The sequence below is a fragment of the Saccharopolyspora cebuensis genome (assembly GCF_039542665.1).
Classification (GTDB): domain Bacteria; phylum Actinomycetota; class Actinomycetes; order Mycobacteriales; family Pseudonocardiaceae; genus Saccharopolyspora; species Saccharopolyspora cebuensis.
Genome location: NZ_BAABII010000003.1, coordinates 480,553 through 499,171, shown reverse-complemented (window position 1 = coordinate 499,171; position 18,619 = coordinate 480,553). Strand labels below are relative to the sequence as shown.

The following is an 18,619-nucleotide window of genomic DNA, read 5'->3' as shown; positions in this document are numbered from 1 at the left end:
CCAGCCGACCAACCCGCCGCCGAGAGGCGGTACGAGTTGCACCAGAGGCTGGAACCGACAGAAGACGGACCCCGACGTGGACCACTCGCCCGCCAGCGGCAGCAACGGCCGAGACACCCGTGCGCGCACCGTCGAGGAGCTGCGGAGCAGGCAGCGGTCCGCCTCCGAGCACCACCGGTGGTTCTCCGAGCTGCTGTTCCGCCCGCCGCAGGCCAACGAGGGCACGCCGACCATCAGCACCCGGCTCGTCTTCCTCTCGCTCGGAGCGGTACTGGTGCTGGGGTCGGGCGCCGCCGCGAGCACGATCATCGCGCTGCCCGTCCCGCGCCCGAACCCGGTGACCCGCACCCAGGCGATCGTCGGTGCCGCGGCGCTGCGCCCGGACGTGGCGCGGCAGGCGAGCTGGCCGTACGCCGGGCCCACCTGGCCGTCCGCCGAGCTCCCCGCCCCGCCGGTGCCCGACCCGGTCCGCCCCGACGTCGTGGCCAATCCCATCGCGGGCAGCTCCGAAGCCGCGCTGGCGGTGGTCGCCGACTTCTACGCGCGGGTGGCCGACGATGCCGCCGCTGCCGCCGAGCTGATCGACCCCGAGCTGATCGGCGACCGCGCCGACCTGGTGCGGGCCTGGGACGCGGTGTCGGCGACCCGGCACTCCGCGTGGGTCGAACGCGGTGGCGCCGTGCGGGTGGAGGTCGAGGTGGACTACCCGGACGGGCACCGGGTGGTGCTGCACCAGCGGCTCGACGTGGAGGTCGGCATCGCGCCGCGGATCGTCGGCGCCGAGCTGCTGCGCGCCCGGCACCGCATCCCGACGAGCCCGTACCGCCCATGACCTGCACCACACCGCCGCGGGGCGCGGTCCTCCCCCGCCGCACCGCGGGACCGACCGGGCCGCGTACCGTCGGATCGGAGGCGCCGACTTCCGCACTTCGGGCCTATGCCGAACCGGCGTGGGCTAGGCTGCCGTAACGCGGTCGGGATGACAGCCGGGCCGCGCCGCAACGTGTACATGTCGGCGAGCCGATCACGGCCCGCCGTATCCGCCGATGTCCGGCGGGGTCGCGCGGCCGGGACGACCGCCGCCAACGGCCGCTTCGGGCATCGATAGCAGTACGGGGAGACGTCGGTGAGCGACGAAGGTCGCCTGGTCGCCGGACGCTACCGAGTGCAGCGACGCATCGGCAGTGGCGCGATGGGCGTGGTGTGGGAGTGTGTCGACGAACGCCTGCACCGCACGGTCGCGGTCAAGCAGTTGCTGCTGCAGCCCGGGTTGGACCCGGGTGAGGCCGAGGAAGCGCGGCAACGGGCCATGCGGGAGGGCCGCATCGCGGCCCGGCTCCAGCACCCGAACGCCATCTCGGTCTACGACGTGGCGGAGGACGAAGGCCAGCCGGTTCTGGTCATGGAGTACCTGCCGTCGACCAGCCTCGGGGCGATGATGTCCGAGCACGGTCCGCTGCCGCCGCGCGAGGTGGCCCGGATCGGTGCTCAGGTCGCCTCCGCGCTGGGCGCCGCGCACTCGGCCGGGGTGGTGCACCGGGACATCAAGCCCGGCAACATCCTGCTCGGCGACAACGGCATGGTGAAGATCACCGACTTCGGGATCTCGCGCGCCCAGGGCGACGTCCAGGTCACCAAGACCGGGATGCTCGCGGGCACGCCCGCCTACCTGTCGCCGGACGTCGCGATGGGGCAGGAACCCACGCCCGCGTCCGACGTGTTCTCGCTCGGCGCCACGCTCTACGCCGCGATCGAGGGCCACCCGCCGTTCGGCCTCAACGAGAACACCCTCGCGCTGCTGCACGCGGTCGCGGCGGGCCGGATCGAGCCGCCGCAGCAGGCCGGTGCGATGACCGACCCGCTGATGGCGATGATGGCCGCGCGCGTCGAGGACCGGCCGGACATGGCGCAGGTCCGCGAGATGCTGCAACAGGTCTCCGACGGCGCCGCAGTGACCTCGATCCCGACGATGGCCGCCCCGATCCCGCCCGCGCTGGCGCCGGAGAGCAGCAGGCCGGACCTGGCGCCGACCTCGGTCACGCCGCAGGACCGCACCACCGTCGCGCACTACGAGGACGACCCGTACACCGAGCAGGAGTACGACGACGCGACCTCGTACATGGGCAAGGACACCCGGGCCGACGACGTCCGGGAGCGCCGCAGCAAGCGCCCGATGGTGGTCTCGGGCATCGCGATGGTCGCCGTCGCGGTGATCGCGGTGCTGGTGACCACGGCCCTGCTGCGCTCGCCGTCGCAGCCGGAGAACGCGGGCAACCAGCAGCCGCAGAACACCCAGCCGGCGCTGCCGCCGCCGCCGGCACCGACCACCGAGTCGACCGAGCAGTCCCAGACCTACGAGGAGGAAACCTCGGTCACCACGACGGAGCAGCGGACGACCACGCAGCAGGAGACCACCTCGGAGCAGACCACCGAGGAGACCACGCCGTCCGATGAGACGTCGGAGCCGCCGACGCAGAGCTCCGAAGACCAGGAGACCTCCGCGGCGACGGAGACCACCGGCAGCGGGGGCGCGGAGTCGACCGGCTGACGGGTCGACGACGAACACCGGCGAGGCCGGGGTGCGCACCGCGGCGTGGCGCCCCGGCCTCCCGTTTTGGGCGGTTGGCGCACCCGGCGTGCAGCGGGCCGGGTGCGGCCCAGTAACGTGGGACACCGTCGGGTGAAGCTGGCCACGGGGGTCCGGTCAGTCCTGTTCGAGTAGGCACAGCCAGTACCAGGAGACACCTGTGAGCGCCGAAGGTCGTTTGATCGCGGGCCGCTACCGCTTGGAACAGCGCATCGGCAGTGGCGCCATGGGCGTGGTGTGGCGGGCCGTCGACGAGCGGCTGCACCGGACCGTGGCGGTCAAGCTGCTGATCGTGCAGCCGGGCTACACCCCCGAGGAGACCGAGGAAGCCCGCCAGCGCACCATGCGCGAGGGCCGGATCGCCGCGCGGTTGCAGCACCAGAACGCCATCGTCGTGTTCGACACGGCGGAGGACGAGGGCCAGCCCGTGCTGGTCATGGAATACCTGCCGTCGCAGAGCCTGGCCACCGTGATCAGCGAGCACGGCGTGCTCCCGCCGATGCAGGTGGCCAAGATCGGCCTCCAGGTCGCCGGTGCGCTGGCCGCGGCCCACATGGCCGGGATCGTGCACCGCGACCTCAAGCCGGGCAACATCCTGCTCGGCGACAACGGCGAAGCCAAGATCACCGACTTCGGCATCTCCCGCGCCATCGGCGACGTGGCGGTGACCAAGAGCGGCATCCTCGCGGGCACGCCCGCCTACCTGGCCCCGGAGGTGGCGCTGGGCCGCGATCCGGCGCCCGCCTCCGACGTGTTCTCCCTGGGTTCCACCCTCTACGCCGCGATCGAGGGCACCCCGCCGTTCGGCGTGGACGACAACGCGATCAGCCTGCTGCACCGGGTGGCGCGCGGTGAGGTCGACGAACCGCGGCAGGCCGGTCCGATGGGTCCCGCGCTGATGCAGCTCCTGCGGCCGGACCCGGTGGAGCGCCCGACGATGGCCCAGGCGCGGGACCTGCTGCAGGCCGTGGTCGACGGCCGCCCGATCCCGAACGCGACGCCGAACGCGGGCTGGCAGCGCCCGGCGGCGGGCACCACCCGCCAGCAGCAGCCGCCCTCGCGGACCCGGGTCGCGGCCGGTGCCGCCCCCGCGACCCACTACGGCCCGGCGGTCGCCGAATCCTCCTCGTCGCAGCGCAACTGGCGCACCATCGCGGTGTGGGTGGCCGCGGTCATCGCGGCGGTGCTGGTCGGCGTGCTCGCCGCGAACGCCTTCGGCGGCCGGGGCGGGGACGCGCAGTCCAGCGCGCCGCCGCCGTCCGAACCGGCCCCGCCGCCGGTCGCGTCCCAGCCGACCACGACCCAGGCGGCGCCCACCACCACGGCGGCGGCCACCACCACGACGACGACCTCCACGCCGACCACGACCAGCGAGCAGGAGCGCGAGCAGCCCACCGCCAAGGACCTGGAGAAGACGGTCCGCGAGTACTACAAGCTGATGCCCGACGACACCGACGAGGGCTGGGAGCTGCTCGGGCCGGGTCTGAAGAAGCAGGGCAAGAAGTCCTACGAGAACTTCTGGGACGGCATCGACGACGTCAAGATCGTCGACGGCCCGAAGGCCTCCGGCAACAACGTCGTGGTGACGCTGAGGTTCACCAAGGACGGCGAGGACAGCACCGAGCGGCACGTGCTCGGCATGGCCATGCGCGAGGACGGCACCGTCCTGATCAACTCCGACCGGCTGGCGTGATCTCCGCCGTCTCGCGCAGCGCGCGCACCATCGTCCGGGTGGCGGGCAGGTCCGCGATCGACTCGCGCACCGCCACGTGCAGGCTGCGCACCGGTTCCGGTCGGCGCACCGGGCGCACCGCGACCCCGGGGTGCACCACCTCCAGGCCGAGCCGGGGCACCAGCGCGACCCCCAGCCCGGCGGCCACGAAGCCCTGCGCCGAGTAGCTGTCCGGCGCTTCCAGCACCACCCGCGGCGTGAACCCGGCGCTGGCGTAGGCGTCGGCCAGCGCGCGGGAGCAGACGTCGTCGGTGCCGGTGGGGGCGCTGTTCACCCACGGCTGGTCGGCGAGCCGGGCGAGGTCCACCCGGTCCTGCCCGGCGGCCGGGTGGTCCAGCGGCAGCACCACCCGGTACGGGTCGTCCACCAGGTGCGCGAAGCGGATCCCGCGCCGCTGCGGGACGTCCCGCCACACCACCAGCACCGCGACGTCGGCGGTCCCGGCGGCGAGGTCGGCGAGCAGGTGCTCCTCCTGCATCTCCAGGTCGAGCTGCACCTCGGGGTGGTCGGCGCGGAACTTCGCGACCGCGGTGGGGACCAGGCCCACCGAGGCGGTCTGGAAGAACCGCAGCCGCAGCAGCCCGGTCCGCCCGGCGCGCAGATCCGCGAGTTCGGCCTCGGTCTCGCCGAGCAGCCCGGCCAGCGCCTCGGCGCGCTCGGCCAGCAGCACCCCGGCGGGGGTGGGGCGCAGGCCGCGACCGGCCTTCTCCAGCAGCGGGATGCCCGCTTCCCGTTCCAGGGTGGCGAGCTGCTGGCTGATGGCCGACGGCGTGTAGCCGAGGTTGGCCGCCGCCGCGCTCACCGATCCGCTGCTGACCACCGCGCGCAGCACCTGCATCCGGCGTACGTCCAGCATGGCGCCACCTTACAGCATCGCTGAAACGTCGTTGGAGAACTTTTCACTTGTCCTTACCACTGTTCCCGCGCATGGTGAAGCGGTACGACCCGGCGATCACGCGGAGCGGTGATGAACAACCCGATGAGCCACCTGCGGCTCGGCACCTTGGCCCTGCTGTGGGGATCGAGCTTCCTGCTGATCAAGCTGGCACTCGCCGCGCTGGCGCCCACCCAGATCGCGCTGGCCCGCATCGCGCTGGGCGCGCTGGTGCTGCTCGGGCTCTGCGCGCTGCGCGGGCTGCGACCGCGCGGCGGGCCGTCGCTGTGGCGGCGGGTCGCGGTCGCGGCGCTGTTCGCCAGCGCGCTGCCGTGGGTGCTCTTCGGCATCGGCGAGCAGACCGTCGGCTCCGGGCTCACCGGGGTGCTCAACGCGACGACCCCGCTGTGGACCCTGCTGTTCGGGCTGCTCGTCGGCCGCGAGGCCAGGCTCACCGGCACCCGGATCGGCGGGCTGGTGCTCGGCTTCCTCGGCGTGCTGCTCATCCTCGCCCCGTGGCGGGGCGGCGAGGAGCTGAGCTGGGGCGTGCTCGCCTGCCTCGGCGCGGCGGCCAGCTACGGCGTCGGCTACGTCTACATCGGGCGGAAGCTGACCGGACCGGACATCCCGCCGCCGCTGGCGCTGGCGGCCATGCAGATGGTGGCGGCGACCGGGCTCGCGGTGCTGGCGCTGCCGATCGACGGGCTGCGGCCGATCGGGTGGGACCCGGTGGCGCTGCTGGCCGTCGCGGTGCTCGGCGTCCTCGGCACCGGACTCGCCTTCGCGCTGAACTACCAGCTCATCGCCGACGAGGGCGCGACCACCGCCTCCACCGTCGCCTACCTGATGCCGATCGTCTCGGTGCTGCTCGGCCGCCTGGTCCTCGACGAACCCCTCGGCTGGCGCGTCCTCGCGGGCATGGCCGTCGTCCTCCTCGGCGTCGCCCTCACCCGCAACCACCGCCCCACCACCCCGACGCCAACAGCACCGAAGCCAGCAGAGCCCACCACCACACCAACGACCACAACGACGACGGCCACGGCCACGGCGACGGCGGCTCCGGCCACGATCCAGCAGCCCACCACCGCCACCACGACGGCAACCACCGCGAAGCGGGAACACGGGCTCCGGCACGGCCTCCGGGTCTACGCCGACCTCGCCCGCAACCACCCGATGAAGTGAACTCGAACCTGAGTGAGGGGCACCCTGCACCACATGACTCGGTACAGGGTGCCCCTCACTCAGCTCCCGATCGGGTGAACCCCGCACTCCCCGCACCCGCGCCCCGCACCCTTTCGTGAAGTAGGTGAGGGGCACCCTTGCCCAAGTAACTTGGACAAGGGTGCCCCTCACTCAGCTCACGATCGGGTGGTGGGCGGGCTGGTCAGACCAGGCGGCGGTCGGTGGCCCAGCGGGAGAGCTCGTAGCGGTTGGACAGCTGGGTCTTGCGGAGGACGCTGGAGACGTGGGTCTCCACCGTCTTCACCGAGATGTAGAGCTCGGAGGCGATCTCCTTGTAGGCGTAGCCGCGCGCGAGCAGCCGCAGCACGTCGCGCTCCCGCGGGGTGAGCAGGTCGAGCTCCGGATCGCCCACCGGCGTCGAGCCCGGCCCCTCGGCGAACGCGTCGAGCACGAACCCGGCCAGCCGGGGCGAGAACACCGCGTCACCGCCCCGGACCCGGACCACGGCGTCGGCGAGCTCCCGACCGGAGATCGTCTTGGTGACGTAGCCGCGGGCACCGGCGCGGATCACCGCGATGACGTCCTCGGCGGCGTCGGACACCGACAGCGCCAGGAACACCGCCTCCGACTCCCCCGCCTTGACCCGGCGCAGCACCTCGGCGCCGCCGCCGTCGGGCATGTGCACGTCCAGCAGCACGACCTCCGGCGCCCAGTGCCCGATGCCCGCGACCGCCTCGGCGACCGATCCCGCCTCGCCGACGACCTCCACCCGGTCGGCCGCCGCGGCGAGCTCGGCCCGGACCCCGGCGCGGAACAGCGCGTGGTCGTCGACCAGGAACACCCGCACCGGCCGCTGGTCGTCATCCCCCGGATTCGTCACGATCCACTCCCCTCACGCCGCGTCCGCGCGCGGCATCCGCATCTGCACCTCGGTACCGGACCCGGGCGCGGTGCGCAGCCGCACCTCGCCGCCGTGGCGCTCGACCCGGCCGCGCACCGAATCGGCCAGCCCGTGCCGGTCGTCCGGGACCTGCTCGGGGTCGAAGCCCCGTCCCCGGTCCCGCACGTAGACCGACACCGCCTCGCCCTCCACCTCGGCGTACACGCTGACCTCGCCGACCCCGGCGTGCTTGGCGGCGTTGACGATCGCCTCGCGGGCCGCCGCCAGCAGCGCCGCGAGCCGCTCGTCGAGGTCGCAGTCGCCCACCGCGACCTGCTGGACCTGGATGGCGAAGCCGTCCTCCACCTCGCCGCAGATCCGGGCCAGCTCGGCCGACAGCACGCTCGGCGCGACGGTCTGCTGCCGCCCACCACCGTAGCCGTCCGCGCCGTACAACCAGCCGCGCAGCTCGCGCTCCTGCCCCCGGGCCAGCCGCTGCACCTCGCGCGGCGACTCGGCCTGCTTCTGGATCAGCGCGAGCGTCTGCAGCACCGAGTCGTGCAGGTGCGCGGCGATCTCGGCGCGCTCCTCGGACCGGATGCGGTCGGCGCGCTCCACGTTGAGGTCGCGCACCAGCCGGACCCACCACGGCACGGTGAGCACCGCGGCCCCGACCAGCGTCGCCAGCACCGCCAGCAGCACGAACTGCACCTGGCTCTCCCAGGCCGCGGTGACCAGGAAGAGCACGATCCCGAGCACGACCAGCGCGGCGCCCGCCAGCAGCCGCACCGGCGACTTCCAGCCGCTTTCGAGCAGTCCCGAGCGGGCGCCCGCGCGCCAGCGGCGGCGCTGCGACTCGTCGGCCTCCCGCCAGACCACCGCCGCGCCGACCAGCCCGACCACCATCGGCAGGGTCACCCACTGCGGCAGCGAAATCAGCGAGCCGACCGCGACCATCAGGCCGGCGCCGAGCAGCACCAGCCCGTAGCCCTGCTGGCGTTCCCGCGCGCTGGCCGGCCGCTCCTCCTCCCCCTCGGGGCGCTGCGGCACGAACACCCACAGCATCGCGTAGGCGAGGACGCCGGAGCCGCCGAAGGCCGCGAGCAGGACGAACGCGACGCGCACCCACAGCAGCGGGATGCCGAGGTGCTCGGCGACGCCGCCCGCCACCCCGGCGATCAACCGGCCGTCGCGCCGCCTGCGCAACGAGTGCTGCTCCGGGACCGGGGCCATCGCCCGCTGCGCGGCGCGGCGCACCGCGGACGCCGTCGGGCGGTGCCTGTCCTTGACCTTCACGTCATCGATGTTCACACGGTCGCACGGGCGACCACATCGGGGAACCGCCCGCACCGTTCCGGGGGCGCTCAGGGACGACCCTGATGCACCGACCGAGCACCGACCCGAATAGTGGGGGCCATGAGCGAGCGGTCCAAGCCGAGCGGCTTCGAGGACACCATGCGCGACTTCTGGGCGACGCGTCCGGTGCGCCCGAAGGTCGGCCGGAAGCTGGGCGGGGTGAGCGCGGCGATCGGCCTGCGCTACGGCATCGATCCGGTGCTGGTGCGCGTGGCCTTCGTGGTCGCGGCCTGCTACGGCGGGGCGGGCGTCCTGCTGTACCTGCTGGGCGCGCTGCTGTTCCCGAGGGAGGACGACCAGGGCAGGCGGCATCCCACCTCGATGCCGGTCGCCGCGGTGCTGGTGCTGCTGATGCTGCCCGCCACCGCGTTCGCCCAGCACATGACCGGGTTCCTCGGCGTCGCCCTCGGGCTGGTGGGGCTGTACCTGCTGCACCGCAGCCACGGCGACCGCGTGCAGCCGGTGACCGCGCCCGCCGCCGCACCGGCCGCCCCGCCGGCCACCGCGCCGACCGCGCCGGTCCGGCCCAGCGCCGACAACGTCTGGGTCTACCCCTCGGCGGCCCAGCAGGCACCGCCCTCGTGGGATCCGCTCGGGGCCGCGCCGTTCGCCTGGGACCTGCCCGAACCCGCTCCCGAGGAATCCCCGCCGCCGCTCCGCCGGAAGCACCGCTGGATCACCCTGAGCACGCTGCTGGTCGCCGCGGGCGTGGCGGTGCTGCTCCACGCGTCGGGGATCGCGGCCCCCGTCGTGCTGGCCTCCGCGCTCGGCGTGCTCGGGCTGGGCATGGTGCTCGGGGCGTTCCTGCGCGGCGGCCGGGGACTGATCGCGGTCGCGATCCCGGTGGGGGCGTTCGCGCTCCTGGTCAGCTCGGCGACGCTGCCCGACCAGCTCGAGGGCATCGGCGACCACAGCGCGAGCCCGACCACGCCGGAGGCGCTGGACCCGCGCTACGAGACGGGCATGGGCACCGTGCGGCTCGACCTGGAAGACCTGGTGCTGCCGCCGGACCGGACGCTGCCCACCGAGGTCCACGTCGGGATCGGCGACGTCGTGGTGTGGCTGCCGCCGGACATGGACGTGGTGACGACCTGCTCGGCCGGGACCGGCTCGGTGCAGTGCCTGGACCGCCGCTTCGAAGGCCAAGGCGTGCACCGGACCCACACCGACTGGGGCGCGGACGGGGAAGGCGGTGGACGGCTGGTCCTGGACCTGTCCGTCGGAACCGGAAACGTGGAGGTGCACCGTGGCTGAGCGCGGACCCGACCCGATCGCCCTGGTGGCGGGGCTGCTGACGCTGGCGGTCTCCGGCTACCTGCTGCTCGGGCTCACCTGGGACCTGCGGTGGGCGCTGGGAGCCGGAGCGGTGCTGCTCGGCGTGGCCTTCCTGATCGCCTCCCTGGTCCGCCACCAATGACCCACTGCACCCGTTCGTGAATTGAGTGAGGGGCACCCTGTACCACGTGACGTGGTGCAGGGTGCCCCTCACTCAAGTATCGAAGGGGTGCGACGGGCGCCGGAGCGGCGACGCCGGTCGCTCGGGCGGCGGCGAACGCCCGCGCCCTCCCGCCAGGGGCACCGGGACGACGGCGGCAGCCGCGCGCCCGTCACCCCTCCGGACACCGCGTGAGGGGCACCCTTGCCCCAGATACTTGGGCAAGGGTGCCCCTCACTCAGGTCTCGAACGGGTGAGGTGCGGGCTGCCTTGGGGTCACCGGGGGTCGGGGGTCACTCCCACTCGATGGTTCCCGGGGGCTTCGACGTCACGTCCAGGGTGACCCGGTTGACCTCGGCGACCTCGTTGGTGATGCGGGTGGAGATCCGCTCCAGCACCTCGTAGGGCAGGCGGGTCCAGTCGGCGGTCATGGCGTCCTCGCTGGAGACCGGGCGCAGCACGATCGGGTGACCGTAGGTGCGGCCGTCGCCCTGGACGCCGACCGAGCGGACCTCGGCGAGCAGCACCACCGGGCACTGCCAGATGTCGCGGTCCAGGCCCGCCGCGGTGAGCTCCTCGCGGGCGATGGCGTCGGCGGCGCGCAGCGTGCGCAGCCGGTCCGCGGTGACCTCGCCGATGATCCGGATGCCCAGGCCGGGGCCGGGGAACGGCTGCCGGTGCACGATGGTCTCCGGCAGTCCCAGTTCGAGGCCGACCCGGCGGACCTCGTCCTTGAACAGCGCGCGCAGCGGCTCCACCAGCTCGAACTGGAGGTCCTCGGGCAAGCCGCCGACGTTGTGGTGGCTCTTGATGTTGGCCGCGCCGGAGCCGCCGCCGGATTCCACGACGTCCGGGTAGAGCGTGCCCTGCACCAGGAAGTCGACCTGCTCACCGGCCTCGCCCGCCTGCTCGACGAGGTCGCGGGCGGTCTGCTCGAAGGTCCGGATGAACTCCCGGCCGATGATCTTGCGCTTCTCCTCGGGGTCGGTGACCCCGGCCAGCGCGTCGAGGAACCGGTCGGCCACGTCGACGGTCACCAGGTTGACCCCGGTGGCGGCCACGAAGTCCCGCTCCACCTGGGTCCGCTCCCCCGCGCGCAGCAGCCCGTGGTCGACGAACACGCAGGTCAGCTGGTCGCCGATGGCGCGCTGCACCAGGGCGCCCGCGACCGCCGAGTCGACGCCGCCGGACAGCGCGCAGATCGCCCGCCTGCTGCCGACCCGTTCCCGGATCGCCGCCACCGACTCGTCGACGATGGACGCGGTGGTCCACTGCGGTTTGATGCCCGCGATGTCGTGCAGGAAGCGCCGCAGCACCTCCTGGCCGTGCGGCGAGTGCGCCACCTCGGGGTGGTACTGCACGCCCGCCAACCGCCGCTGGACGTCCTCGAACGCCGCGACGGGGGTGCCGTCGGTGCCCGCCGTGACGGTGAAGCCCTCCGGCGCCTTGCTCACCGAGTCGCCGTGGCTCATCCACACCGGGTGGTGGCCGGGCAGCTCCTCGTGCAGCGCACCGCCCTCGCCGGTGACGCCCAGCTCGGTGCGGCCGTACTCGCGGGTTCCGGTGTGCTCCACGGTGCCGCCGAGCGCCTGGGTCATCACCTGGAAGCCGTAGCAGATGCCGAACACCGGCACGTCCTGGTCGAACAGCGCGCTGTCGACCCGGGGCGCCCCGTCGGCGTACACGCTGGACGGCCCGCCGGAGAGCACGATGGCGGCCGGGTCGCGGCGCATCAGCTCCTCGACCGGCGTGTCGTGCGGGACGACCTCGGAGTAGACCTGCGCCTCCCGCACCCGCCGCGCGATGAGCTGGGCGTACTGGGCGCCGTAGTCGACGACGAGGACTGGCCCCTTGTCGCCGTTGCTCGTGGTACCTGACACGTCGTCGAAACCTCCTGGCGGGATCGGTGCGCTGGCCCCCATTGTCCCAGGTGACCGACCCGCACCGCCCTCCGGGCTCACCGCGGCCGCAGCGCCGCCGGGGCGTGTTCGGGCACCGCCGGGCGGCGCGGTCCGACCGGGTCGAGCCGCACGTAGTCCGCCCCCTGCTCGGGTCGCGGATCGGCCTCGCCCTTGTTCGGCCACAGCGCGAACGCCCGCTCGGCCTGGGCGGTGATCGTCAGCGACGGGTTCACGCCCAGGTTCGCGCTGATCGCCGAGCCGTCCACGATCGACAGCGTCGGGTAGCCGTGCGCCCGGTGGTAGGGGTCGATCACGCCGCGACCGGGGTCCTCGGCGATCGGGCAGCCGCCGATGAAGTGCGCCGTCATCGGCATGTCGAACAGCTCGCCCCAGCTCCCGCCCGCGACGCCGCCGATCGCCGCCGCGACCCGCTCGTTGGCCTCCTCCCCGGCCGGGATGAACGTCGGGTTCGGCGCCCCGTGGCCCTGCTCCGAGGTGAGCCGGGCGCGGCCGAAGCGCCGCTTGAGCCGGGTGGTCAGCGAGTTGTCCAGGCTCTGCATGACCAGCAGGATCACCGTGCGCTGGCTCCAGTGCCGCACCCACAGCAGCCGCAGCGACCGCAGCGGGTGCGCGACGAGGAACGCCAGCCACTGCTTCCAGCGCGGGGTGTCCAGCCCGCCCTTGGTGGGCAGCGTCTGGAGCAGCCCCATCGCGTTGGCGCCCTTGGTGTAGCGGACCGGTTCGATGTGGGTGTCCTCGTCCGGGTGGAACGACGAGGTGATCGCGACACCGGTGGAGAAGTCGCGCTCCGGGTCCACCGACAGGGTCTGGGCGCCGATGATGGCCTCGGAGTTGGTCCGGGTGAGCCGCCCCAGCGTCGACGACAGCCCGGGCAGGTCGCCCCGCTCGCGGCAGCGGTGCAGCAGGTTCTGGGTGCCCCAGGTGCCCGCCGCCACGACCACCTGGTCGGCGGTGAACACCTGCGGGTCGAACGCCGCCGCGGCCCCGGTGCGCCGGGTGCCGACCCGCCAGCGGCCGTCCCGGCCCCGCGCCATCCGGTGCACCGTGGTCATCGGGAAGATCCGCGCCCCGCCCGCCTCGGCGAGGTGCAGGTAGTTCTTGACCAGGGTGTTCTTCGCGCCGACCCGGCAACCCGTCATGCAGGCGCCGCACTCGGTGCACCCGGTGCGCGCCGGGCCCGCGCCGCCGAAGTACGGGTCCTCGGCGGTGCGGCCGGGCTCGCCGAAGTGCACGCCCACCGGGGTGCGGTGGAAGGTCCCGCCCACGCCCATCTCCCCGGCGACCTGCTTGATCACCCGGTCCGACGGGGTCTCGGTGGGGTTCTCGACCACGCCCAGCATCCGGGTGGCCTGGTCGTAGTGCGGGGCCAGCTCGGACTCCCAGTCGGTGATGTGCGCCCACTGGGTGTCGGTGTAGAACGGCTTCAGCGGCCGGTAGAGCGTGTTGGCGTAGTTCAGCGATCCGCCGCCGACCCCCGCTCCGGCCAGGATCAGGCAGTCCCGCAGCAGGTGGATGCGCTGGATGCCGAAGCAGCCGAGGTGCGGCGCCCACAGGAACCGGCGCAGGTCCCACGACGTCTTGGGCAGTTCGTCGTCGGAGAAGCGGCGGCCCGCCTCCAGCACCGCGACGCGGTAGCCCTTCTCCGTCAACCGCAACGCGGCCACGCTGCCGCCGAACCCGGAACCGATGACCACCACGTCGAAGTCGCGCGCTCCAGCCATGACGGACAGGCTAAACCGAACTACTCACGAGTAGCTAGGGCTGGTTTTTGCGTGGCGGTGCGGGTAGCGGAACCTCAGCGGCCTTCTCGCTCCGGGCGCCCTTCCTCATGTACCAACCACGTACACAGCGTCAGGGCGTCCTCGCGAGAAGACCGCTGAGAACCCGCGGCGGTGCCAGTTGCTCAGGTGGGGCAAAGCGGAAGCGGCTTTCGCCGCTTGCCTGACGATGGTCCCCGACGGCCACGGCGGCGCACCCGGCGCGAACGTCGATCGCGGTCACCCGCACCGCTCCGCACAACGACCACCACACCGACAACAAGTCAGCCGCGGAGCATGAGTCCTACCTTCTGGAACTCCTTCAGCTCTCGGTAGCCGGTCTTGGCCATGGCTCGCCGCAGGCCGCCGAAGAGGTTCGTCGTCCCGTACGGGTCGGTGCTCGGGCCGAACAGCAACCGCTCCAGGTCCGCGTCCGAACCGGCGAAGCCGACGATCTCGCTGCGCGGCAGGCTCGGGTGCGCCGCCGCGTGCGTCCAGTAGTAGCCCTGGCCAGGGGCCTCGGTGGCCTCGGCGAGGGCCTCGCCGAGCATGACCGCGTCCGCGCCGCAGGCGATGGCCTTCGCGATCTCGCCGGAGTACGCCAGCGCGCCGTCGGCGATCACGTGCACGTAGCGGCCGCCGGTCTCGTCGAGGTAGTCGCGGCGCGCGGCGGCGGCGTCGGCGATGGCGGTGGCCATCGGCACGCCGATGCCGAGCACCTGCGTGGTCGTGGTGGCGCGGGACTGGCCGAACCCGACGATCACGCCGGCGGCGCCGGTGCGCATCAGGTGCATCGCGGTGCGGTAGTCGCCGACCCCGCCCGCCACGACCGGCACGTCGAGGTCGGCGATGAAGCGCTTCAGGTTCAGCGGCTCGCCGTCGCGGGCCACGTGCTCGGCGGAGACGATCGTGCCCTGCACGACCAGCACCTCCACCCCGGCGGCGAGCAGGTCCGGGGTCAGCTCCTCGGCGTGCTGCGGGCTGACCCGCGCCGCGACGGTGACGCCGGAGTTCTTGATCTGCTTGATCGACTCGCTGAGCAGGTCGATCCGGATCGGGGCCGCGTGCAGCTCCTGGAGCAGGTGGATCGCCGCGTCGGGCTCGGGGTTCTCCTCGGCCGCGCGGACGACCTCGAACAGCCGCTCCTCGACGTTCTCGTGCCGCGCCCACAGGCCCTCGGCGTTGAGCACGCCCAGGCCGCCGAGCTCGCCGACCCGCACCGCCGTGGCGGGCGAGACGGTCGCGTCGGTCGGGTGCGTGACCAGCGGGATGTCGAACCGGTAGGCGTCGAGCTGCCAGGCCAGCGACACGTCCTGGGACGACCGGGTGCGCCGGGACGGCACGATCTCCACGTCGTCCAAGTCGTAGCCGCGCATGGCCGTCCGGCCCATGCCGATCTCAACCTGATCCCGCACGGTCAGTCCTTCCTCGCGGCACCGATGTCCAGCGCACCATTGTCCCTGGGACAACCGGGTGACCCGCACCCGGGGCGTCGCCGCGCGCTCGCGAGCAGGGGAACCTTCCCGCCACCGACGCCCCGCGCCACCGCCCCGCCACCGCGCGTCACCCGTCCGGGAGATGAGTGAGGGGCACCCTTGTCCCAGTTACTTGGGCAAGGGTGCCCCTCACTCAGTTCGGCACTCAGCGGGAGTTGTAGTTGGGGGCCTCGACGGTCATGGTGATGTCGTGCGGGTGGCTCTCCTTGAGCCCGGCCGCCGTGATGCGGACCAGGTGCGCGTCCTGCAGCTCCGGGATGGTGGTCGCCCCGGCGTAGCCCATGCCGGAGCGCAGGCCACCCGCGAGCTGCGCCACGACCTGCGAGAGCGGGCCGCGGAAGGGCACCCGGCCCTCGATGCCCTCGGGCACCAGCTTGTCCTCGGAGAGCACGTCGTCCTGGAAGTAGCGGTCCTTGGAGTACGACTTGCCCTGGCCGCGGGTCTGCATGGCGCCGAGCGAACCCATGCCCCGGTACACCTTGAACTGCTTGCCGTTGACGAACACCAGGTCACCGGGCGATTCGGCGGTGCCGGCGAGCAGGCTGCCGAGCATCACGCTGCTGGCCCCGGACGCGATGGCCTTGCCGATGTCGCCGGAGTACTGGATGCCGCCGTCGCCGATGATCGGCACGCCCGCCGGGCGGCAGGCGAGGCTGGCCTCGTAGATGGCGCTGATCTGCGGCACGCCGACGCCCGCGACGACGCGGGTGGTGCAGATGGAGCCGGGCCCGACGCCGACCTTGACCGCGTCGGCACCGGCGTCGACCAGCGCCTGGGCGCCCGCGCGGGTGGCGACGTTGCCGCCGATGACGTCGACGGAGTGGCCGAGCTCCTTCTTCAGCGTGGAGACGGTCTCCAGCACGGAGCGGGAGTGGCCGTGCGCGGTGTCCACGATGAGCACGTCGACGCCCGCGTCGACCAGCGCCATCGCCCGCTCGTGGGAGTCGGCGCCGACGCCGACCGCGGCGCCGCACAGCAGCCGCCCGTCGGGGTCCTTGGTGGCGTCCGGGTACTGCTCGGTCTTGACGAAGTCCTTGACGGTGATCAGGCCGCGCAGCTTGCCCGCGCCGTCGACGATCGGCAGCTTCTCGATCTTGTTCCGGCGCAGCAGCCCCAGCGCGGCGTCGGCGGTGACGCCGACCTGCGCGGTCACCAGCGGCGCGGCGGTCATGACCTCGCGCACCCGGCGGGTGTGGTCGACCTCGAAGCGCATGTCGCGGTTGGTGATGATGCCGACCAGCGTGCCGTCGGGGTCGGTCACCGGGACGCCGGAGATCCGGTAGCGGGCGCAGAGCGCGTCGACCTCGGCGATGGTGTCCTCCGGCGAGCAGGTCACCGGGTCGGTGACCATGCCGGACTCGGAGCGCTTGACCACCTCGGCCTGGGCGGCCTGCTCTTCGACCGAGAGGTTGCGCTGGAGGATGCCGACACCTCCCTGGCGGGCCATCGCGATCGCCATCCGGGCTTCGGTGACGGTGTCCATCGCCGCCGACAGCAGCGGCACGCGCAGCCGGACGTTGCGCGAGAGCTGAGTGGAGGTGTCCACGCCGCTGGGGATCACGTCCGACTCGGCGGGCAGCAGCAGGACGTCGTCGAACGTCAGACCGAGCGTCGCGAACTTGGCGGGGAGGCCGGGGGCGGTCAGTTCGCTGGTCATCGCGAGGGTTCGCCTTCCTTCACGCTGTGGGCCACAACCGGAGGGTGCGGTGGGGGGCTCCCGGACATCGGTACGTGTTGCAACGCGGAACCGGACGCGGGGATTCCCCCCATGATAGAGACCACCCGGCGGGGCGCCGACGGCCCGTCTACCGCCGAGTGCAGCAACGTCGGCGGCCCACCGCTGCTCAGCCGACGCCGCCGGGCGCCCCCGCAGGATGGTGCGGGTGGACGCGGCCGGTACCGTGCGGGCCGTGCCGCACGATCCGATGCCTCCAGACCCGTTCGCGGGTGATCCGGACGATCCGAGCATGGCACTCGGGGATCACGACGCCGACGACGGCCCGCCGCTCGGCGACGAGGAGCGGGCCGAACTGCTGGCCGACCTCACCGATCTGGCCGTCTACCAGGCGCTGCTGGAACCGAGGGGCCTGCGCGGCATCGTCGTGGACTGCGCGGACTGCGGTGAGTCGCACTACCACGACTGGGAGCTGCTGCGCTCCAGCCTGGAGCAGCTGCTCAACGACGGCCGGATGCGCCCGCACGAGCCCGCCTACGACCCGGACCCGGGGCTGTACGTGACGTGGGAGTACTGCCGCGGCTACGCGGACGGCGTCACGGAGAGCGAAACCCTGCGCTGAACCCCCTGGGCTGAACGTCCTGGGCTGGACCGGGCCTGCACCCGGGCGCCGAACACCCGGGCGGAGGGGCTCCGGCGGAACCCCTCCGCGGGCGGTCAGCCGGTGGGACCGGGGATCAGGTCGTGGCTCGAACCCCAGCTCGACCCGCTGGACGGCCACTCCGAGCTCCCGCTGGTCTCGCTCGGCGAGGTGGTCGACTCCGAGGTGTCGTCCGAGGACGACGGCGGCGTCGTGGAGCCGGTCGGCGGCACGTTCGGGTCGGACGGGCTGGTCGGCGTCGGCTCGGTGGTGCCGGTCGGCGGCAGCTCCGACTCCCCGGTCGGCGGGACCGCGGACCCCTGGTCGTGCTCGTGGTTGTCGTAGCGGGCGGCCAGCGAGGCGTGCGCCGCCTGCAGGTCGGAGAGGCCGTGCTCGTCGTCGACCCCGCGCATGTACTCCTTGGCGGAGCTCAGCGCGGCCTGGGCCTCGTCCCGCTGGCCCTGCTCCAGCGCGCCCTCCGCGGCGAGCAGGTTCTCCCGCGCGGAGGTGGCGGCCCGCACGGCCTGGGTGTGGTCGGAGTAGAGCACCTGCGCGACGCCCCACAGCATGTCGCCGGGCAGCGCGTCGCGGGCGGCCACGCCCACCCCGGTGAAGGTGATCATGAGGACGGCCGCGGCCGTGGCGACCGGCACCAGGTGCCTGCGCCGCAGCTTGCGCCGGGAGGGCTTGCCCTCCTCGATCGCGGCGGCGGCGGTCTCCACGTCGACCAGGTCGCCGATCGGGGCGGCGTCCACGTCCTGCCGCCAGGCGACCAGCAGCGCGTCGAGACCGGGGCGCTCGTCGTCGGCGGCCGGCACCTCGGGATTGGTGCCGCCCAGGGCGTCGAGCAGCGCGTCGTCGGCCTGCAACGCGGACAGGTCCACCGGCTCGTCATCGGTGTCGAGGTCGTCGTCGGCGCCGAACCCGTCCTCGGTCGGCATCCCGACGCCCTCGTCAGAAGCGTCGTCGTCCTCGCGCCGGCGGAACGCCAGCACGTCGGCACCGGCGGACTCGCCGGTGTCCTCCGAGTCGGGGGTTTCCGGCTCGTGCGAACCGGGAACACCGTGCTCGGTCACGGGGTCA

General features: G+C 73.2%; 15 protein-coding genes. 7 read left to right on the top strand and 8 right to left on the bottom strand.

The features are described 5' to 3' along the window. Positions 1–76 precede the first annotated feature (76 nt). The 3 genes from ABD976_RS05195 (at position 77) to ABD976_RS05185 (ending at position 4,280) form a co-directional block, all read left to right on the top strand. Positions 77–832 carry a hypothetical protein gene (locus ABD976_RS05195; RefSeq protein ID WP_345357920.1) on the top strand — a complete coding sequence of 252 codons (756 nt, stop codon included), beginning with the start codon at positions 77–79 and terminating at the stop codon, positions 830–832. A 294-nt stretch (positions 833–1,126) separates the two neighbouring features. After that, on the top strand, positions 1,127–2,548 hold the full coding sequence (locus tag ABD976_RS05190; protein WP_345357917.1) for a serine/threonine-protein kinase: 1,422 nt from the start codon (positions 1,127–1,129) through the stop codon (positions 2,546–2,548). A gap of 199 nt (positions 2,549–2,747) precedes the next feature. Then, on the top strand, positions 2,748–4,280 hold the full coding sequence (locus ABD976_RS05185) for a serine/threonine-protein kinase (RefSeq protein WP_345357914.1): 1,533 nt from the start codon (positions 2,748–2,750) through the stop codon (positions 4,278–4,280). Here the strand turns inward: ABD976_RS05185 and ABD976_RS05180 are convergent. Beyond that, the gene (locus ABD976_RS05180) at positions 4,258–5,175 is read right to left on the bottom strand and encodes a LysR family transcriptional regulator (RefSeq protein ID WP_345357911.1); all 918 of its coding nucleotides are present in this window, start codon (positions 5,173–5,175) and stop codon (positions 4,258–4,260) included. The genes ABD976_RS05185 and ABD976_RS05180 overlap by 23 nt on opposite strands. A gap of 111 nt (positions 5,176–5,286) precedes the next feature. On the opposite strand from ABD976_RS05180, the gene ABD976_RS05175 reads away from it, so the two are divergent. After that, complete coding sequence (locus ABD976_RS05175) at positions 5,287–6,375, top strand: DMT family transporter (protein ID WP_345357908.1); 1,089 nt, start codon at positions 5,287–5,289, stop codon at positions 6,373–6,375. A 202-nt stretch (positions 6,376–6,577) separates the two neighbouring features. On the opposite strand, the gene ABD976_RS05170 is transcribed toward ABD976_RS05175, so the two are convergent. Continuing rightward, the gene (locus ABD976_RS05170; protein WP_345357905.1) at positions 6,578–7,255 is read right to left on the bottom strand and encodes a response regulator; all 678 of its coding nucleotides are present in this window, start codon (positions 7,253–7,255) and stop codon (positions 6,578–6,580) included. Positions 7,256–7,267: 12 nt separating this feature from the next. Then, positions 7,268–8,560 carry an ATP-binding protein gene (locus ABD976_RS05165; RefSeq protein WP_369775646.1) on the bottom strand — a complete coding sequence of 431 codons (1,293 nt, stop codon included), beginning with the start codon at positions 8,558–8,560 and terminating at the stop codon, positions 7,268–7,270. Positions 8,561–8,671: 111 nt separating this feature from the next. Between ABD976_RS05165 and ABD976_RS05160 the strand changes: the two genes are divergently transcribed. Further along, the gene (locus tag ABD976_RS05160; protein WP_345357902.1) at positions 8,672–9,865 is read left to right on the top strand and encodes a PspC domain-containing protein; all 1,194 of its coding nucleotides are present in this window, start codon (positions 8,672–8,674) and stop codon (positions 9,863–9,865) included. Further along, entirely contained in the window at positions 9,858–10,028 is a 171-nt protein-coding gene (locus ABD976_RS05155) for a hypothetical protein (RefSeq protein WP_345357899.1), read from the top strand. The genes ABD976_RS05160 and ABD976_RS05155 overlap by 8 nt, the downstream gene beginning before the upstream one ends. A 311-nt stretch (positions 10,029–10,339) precedes the next feature. On the opposite strand, the gene guaA is transcribed toward ABD976_RS05155, so the two are convergent. The 4 genes from guaA to guaB all read right to left on the bottom strand — a co-directional run bounded on the left by guaA (position 10,340) and on the right by guaB (position 16,878). Continuing rightward, on the bottom strand, positions 10,340–11,926 hold the full coding sequence (gene guaA, locus ABD976_RS05150; protein WP_345357896.1) for a glutamine-hydrolyzing GMP synthase: 1,587 nt from the start codon (positions 11,924–11,926) through the stop codon (positions 10,340–10,342). Between the two features lie 77 nt (positions 11,927–12,003). Then, the gene (locus tag ABD976_RS05145; protein WP_345357893.1) at positions 12,004–13,689 is read right to left on the bottom strand and encodes an FAD-dependent oxidoreductase; all 1,686 of its coding nucleotides are present in this window, start codon (positions 13,687–13,689) and stop codon (positions 12,004–12,006) included. Between the two features lie 320 nt (positions 13,690–14,009). Then, positions 14,010–15,140 carry a GuaB3 family IMP dehydrogenase-related protein gene (locus tag ABD976_RS05140; protein WP_345357890.1) on the bottom strand — a complete coding sequence of 377 codons (1,131 nt, stop codon included), beginning with the start codon at positions 15,138–15,140 and terminating at the stop codon, positions 14,010–14,012. 226 nt (positions 15,141–15,366) lie between these two features. Beyond that, positions 15,367–16,878, bottom strand: coding sequence for an IMP dehydrogenase (gene guaB, locus ABD976_RS05135; protein ID WP_345357887.1), 1,512 nt, complete (start codon positions 16,876–16,878; stop codon positions 15,367–15,369). A 217-nt stretch (positions 16,879–17,095) separates the two neighbouring features. Here guaB and ABD976_RS05130 point away from each other — a divergent pair, with 217 nt between their 5' ends. Beyond that, a complete protein-coding gene (locus ABD976_RS05130) occupies positions 17,096–17,518 on the top strand; it encodes a DUF5319 domain-containing protein (RefSeq protein ID WP_369775645.1) in 423 nt (140 codons plus the stop codon). Between the two features lie 95 nt (positions 17,519–17,613). Here ABD976_RS05130 and ABD976_RS05125 read toward each other — a convergent pair whose 3' ends face one another. Continuing rightward, positions 17,614–18,612 (bottom strand): anti-sigma-D factor RsdA, encoded by a 999-nt coding sequence (locus ABD976_RS05125; protein ID WP_345357884.1) that lies wholly within the window; start codon positions 18,610–18,612, stop codon positions 17,614–17,616. Between the last annotated feature and the right edge of the window lie 7 nt (positions 18,613–18,619).

Bases quoted from the DNA above. Each gene is read 5' to 3' on its own strand.
- ABD976_RS05180 (WP_345357911.1), bottom strand. From the start codon at position 5,175: ATGCTGGACGTACGCCGGATGCAGGTGCTGCGCGCGGTGGTCAGCAGC.
- ABD976_RS05175 (WP_345357908.1), top strand. From the start codon at position 5,287: ATGAACAACCCGATGAGCCACCTGCGGCTCGGCACCTTGGCCCTGCTG.
- ABD976_RS05160 (WP_345357902.1), top strand. From the start codon at position 8,672: ATGAGCGAGCGGTCCAAGCCGAGCGGCTTCGAGGACACCATGCGCGAC.
- ABD976_RS05145 (WP_345357893.1), bottom strand. From the start codon at position 13,689: ATGGCTGGAGCGCGCGACTTCGACGTGGTGGTCATCGGTTCCGGGTTC.
- guaB (WP_345357887.1), bottom strand. From the start codon at position 16,878: ATGACCAGCGAACTGACCGCCCCCGGCCTCCCCGCCAAGTTCGCGACG.
- ABD976_RS05130 (WP_369775645.1), top strand. From the start codon at position 17,096: ATGGTGCGGGTGGACGCGGCCGGTACCGTGCGGGCCGTGCCGCACGAT.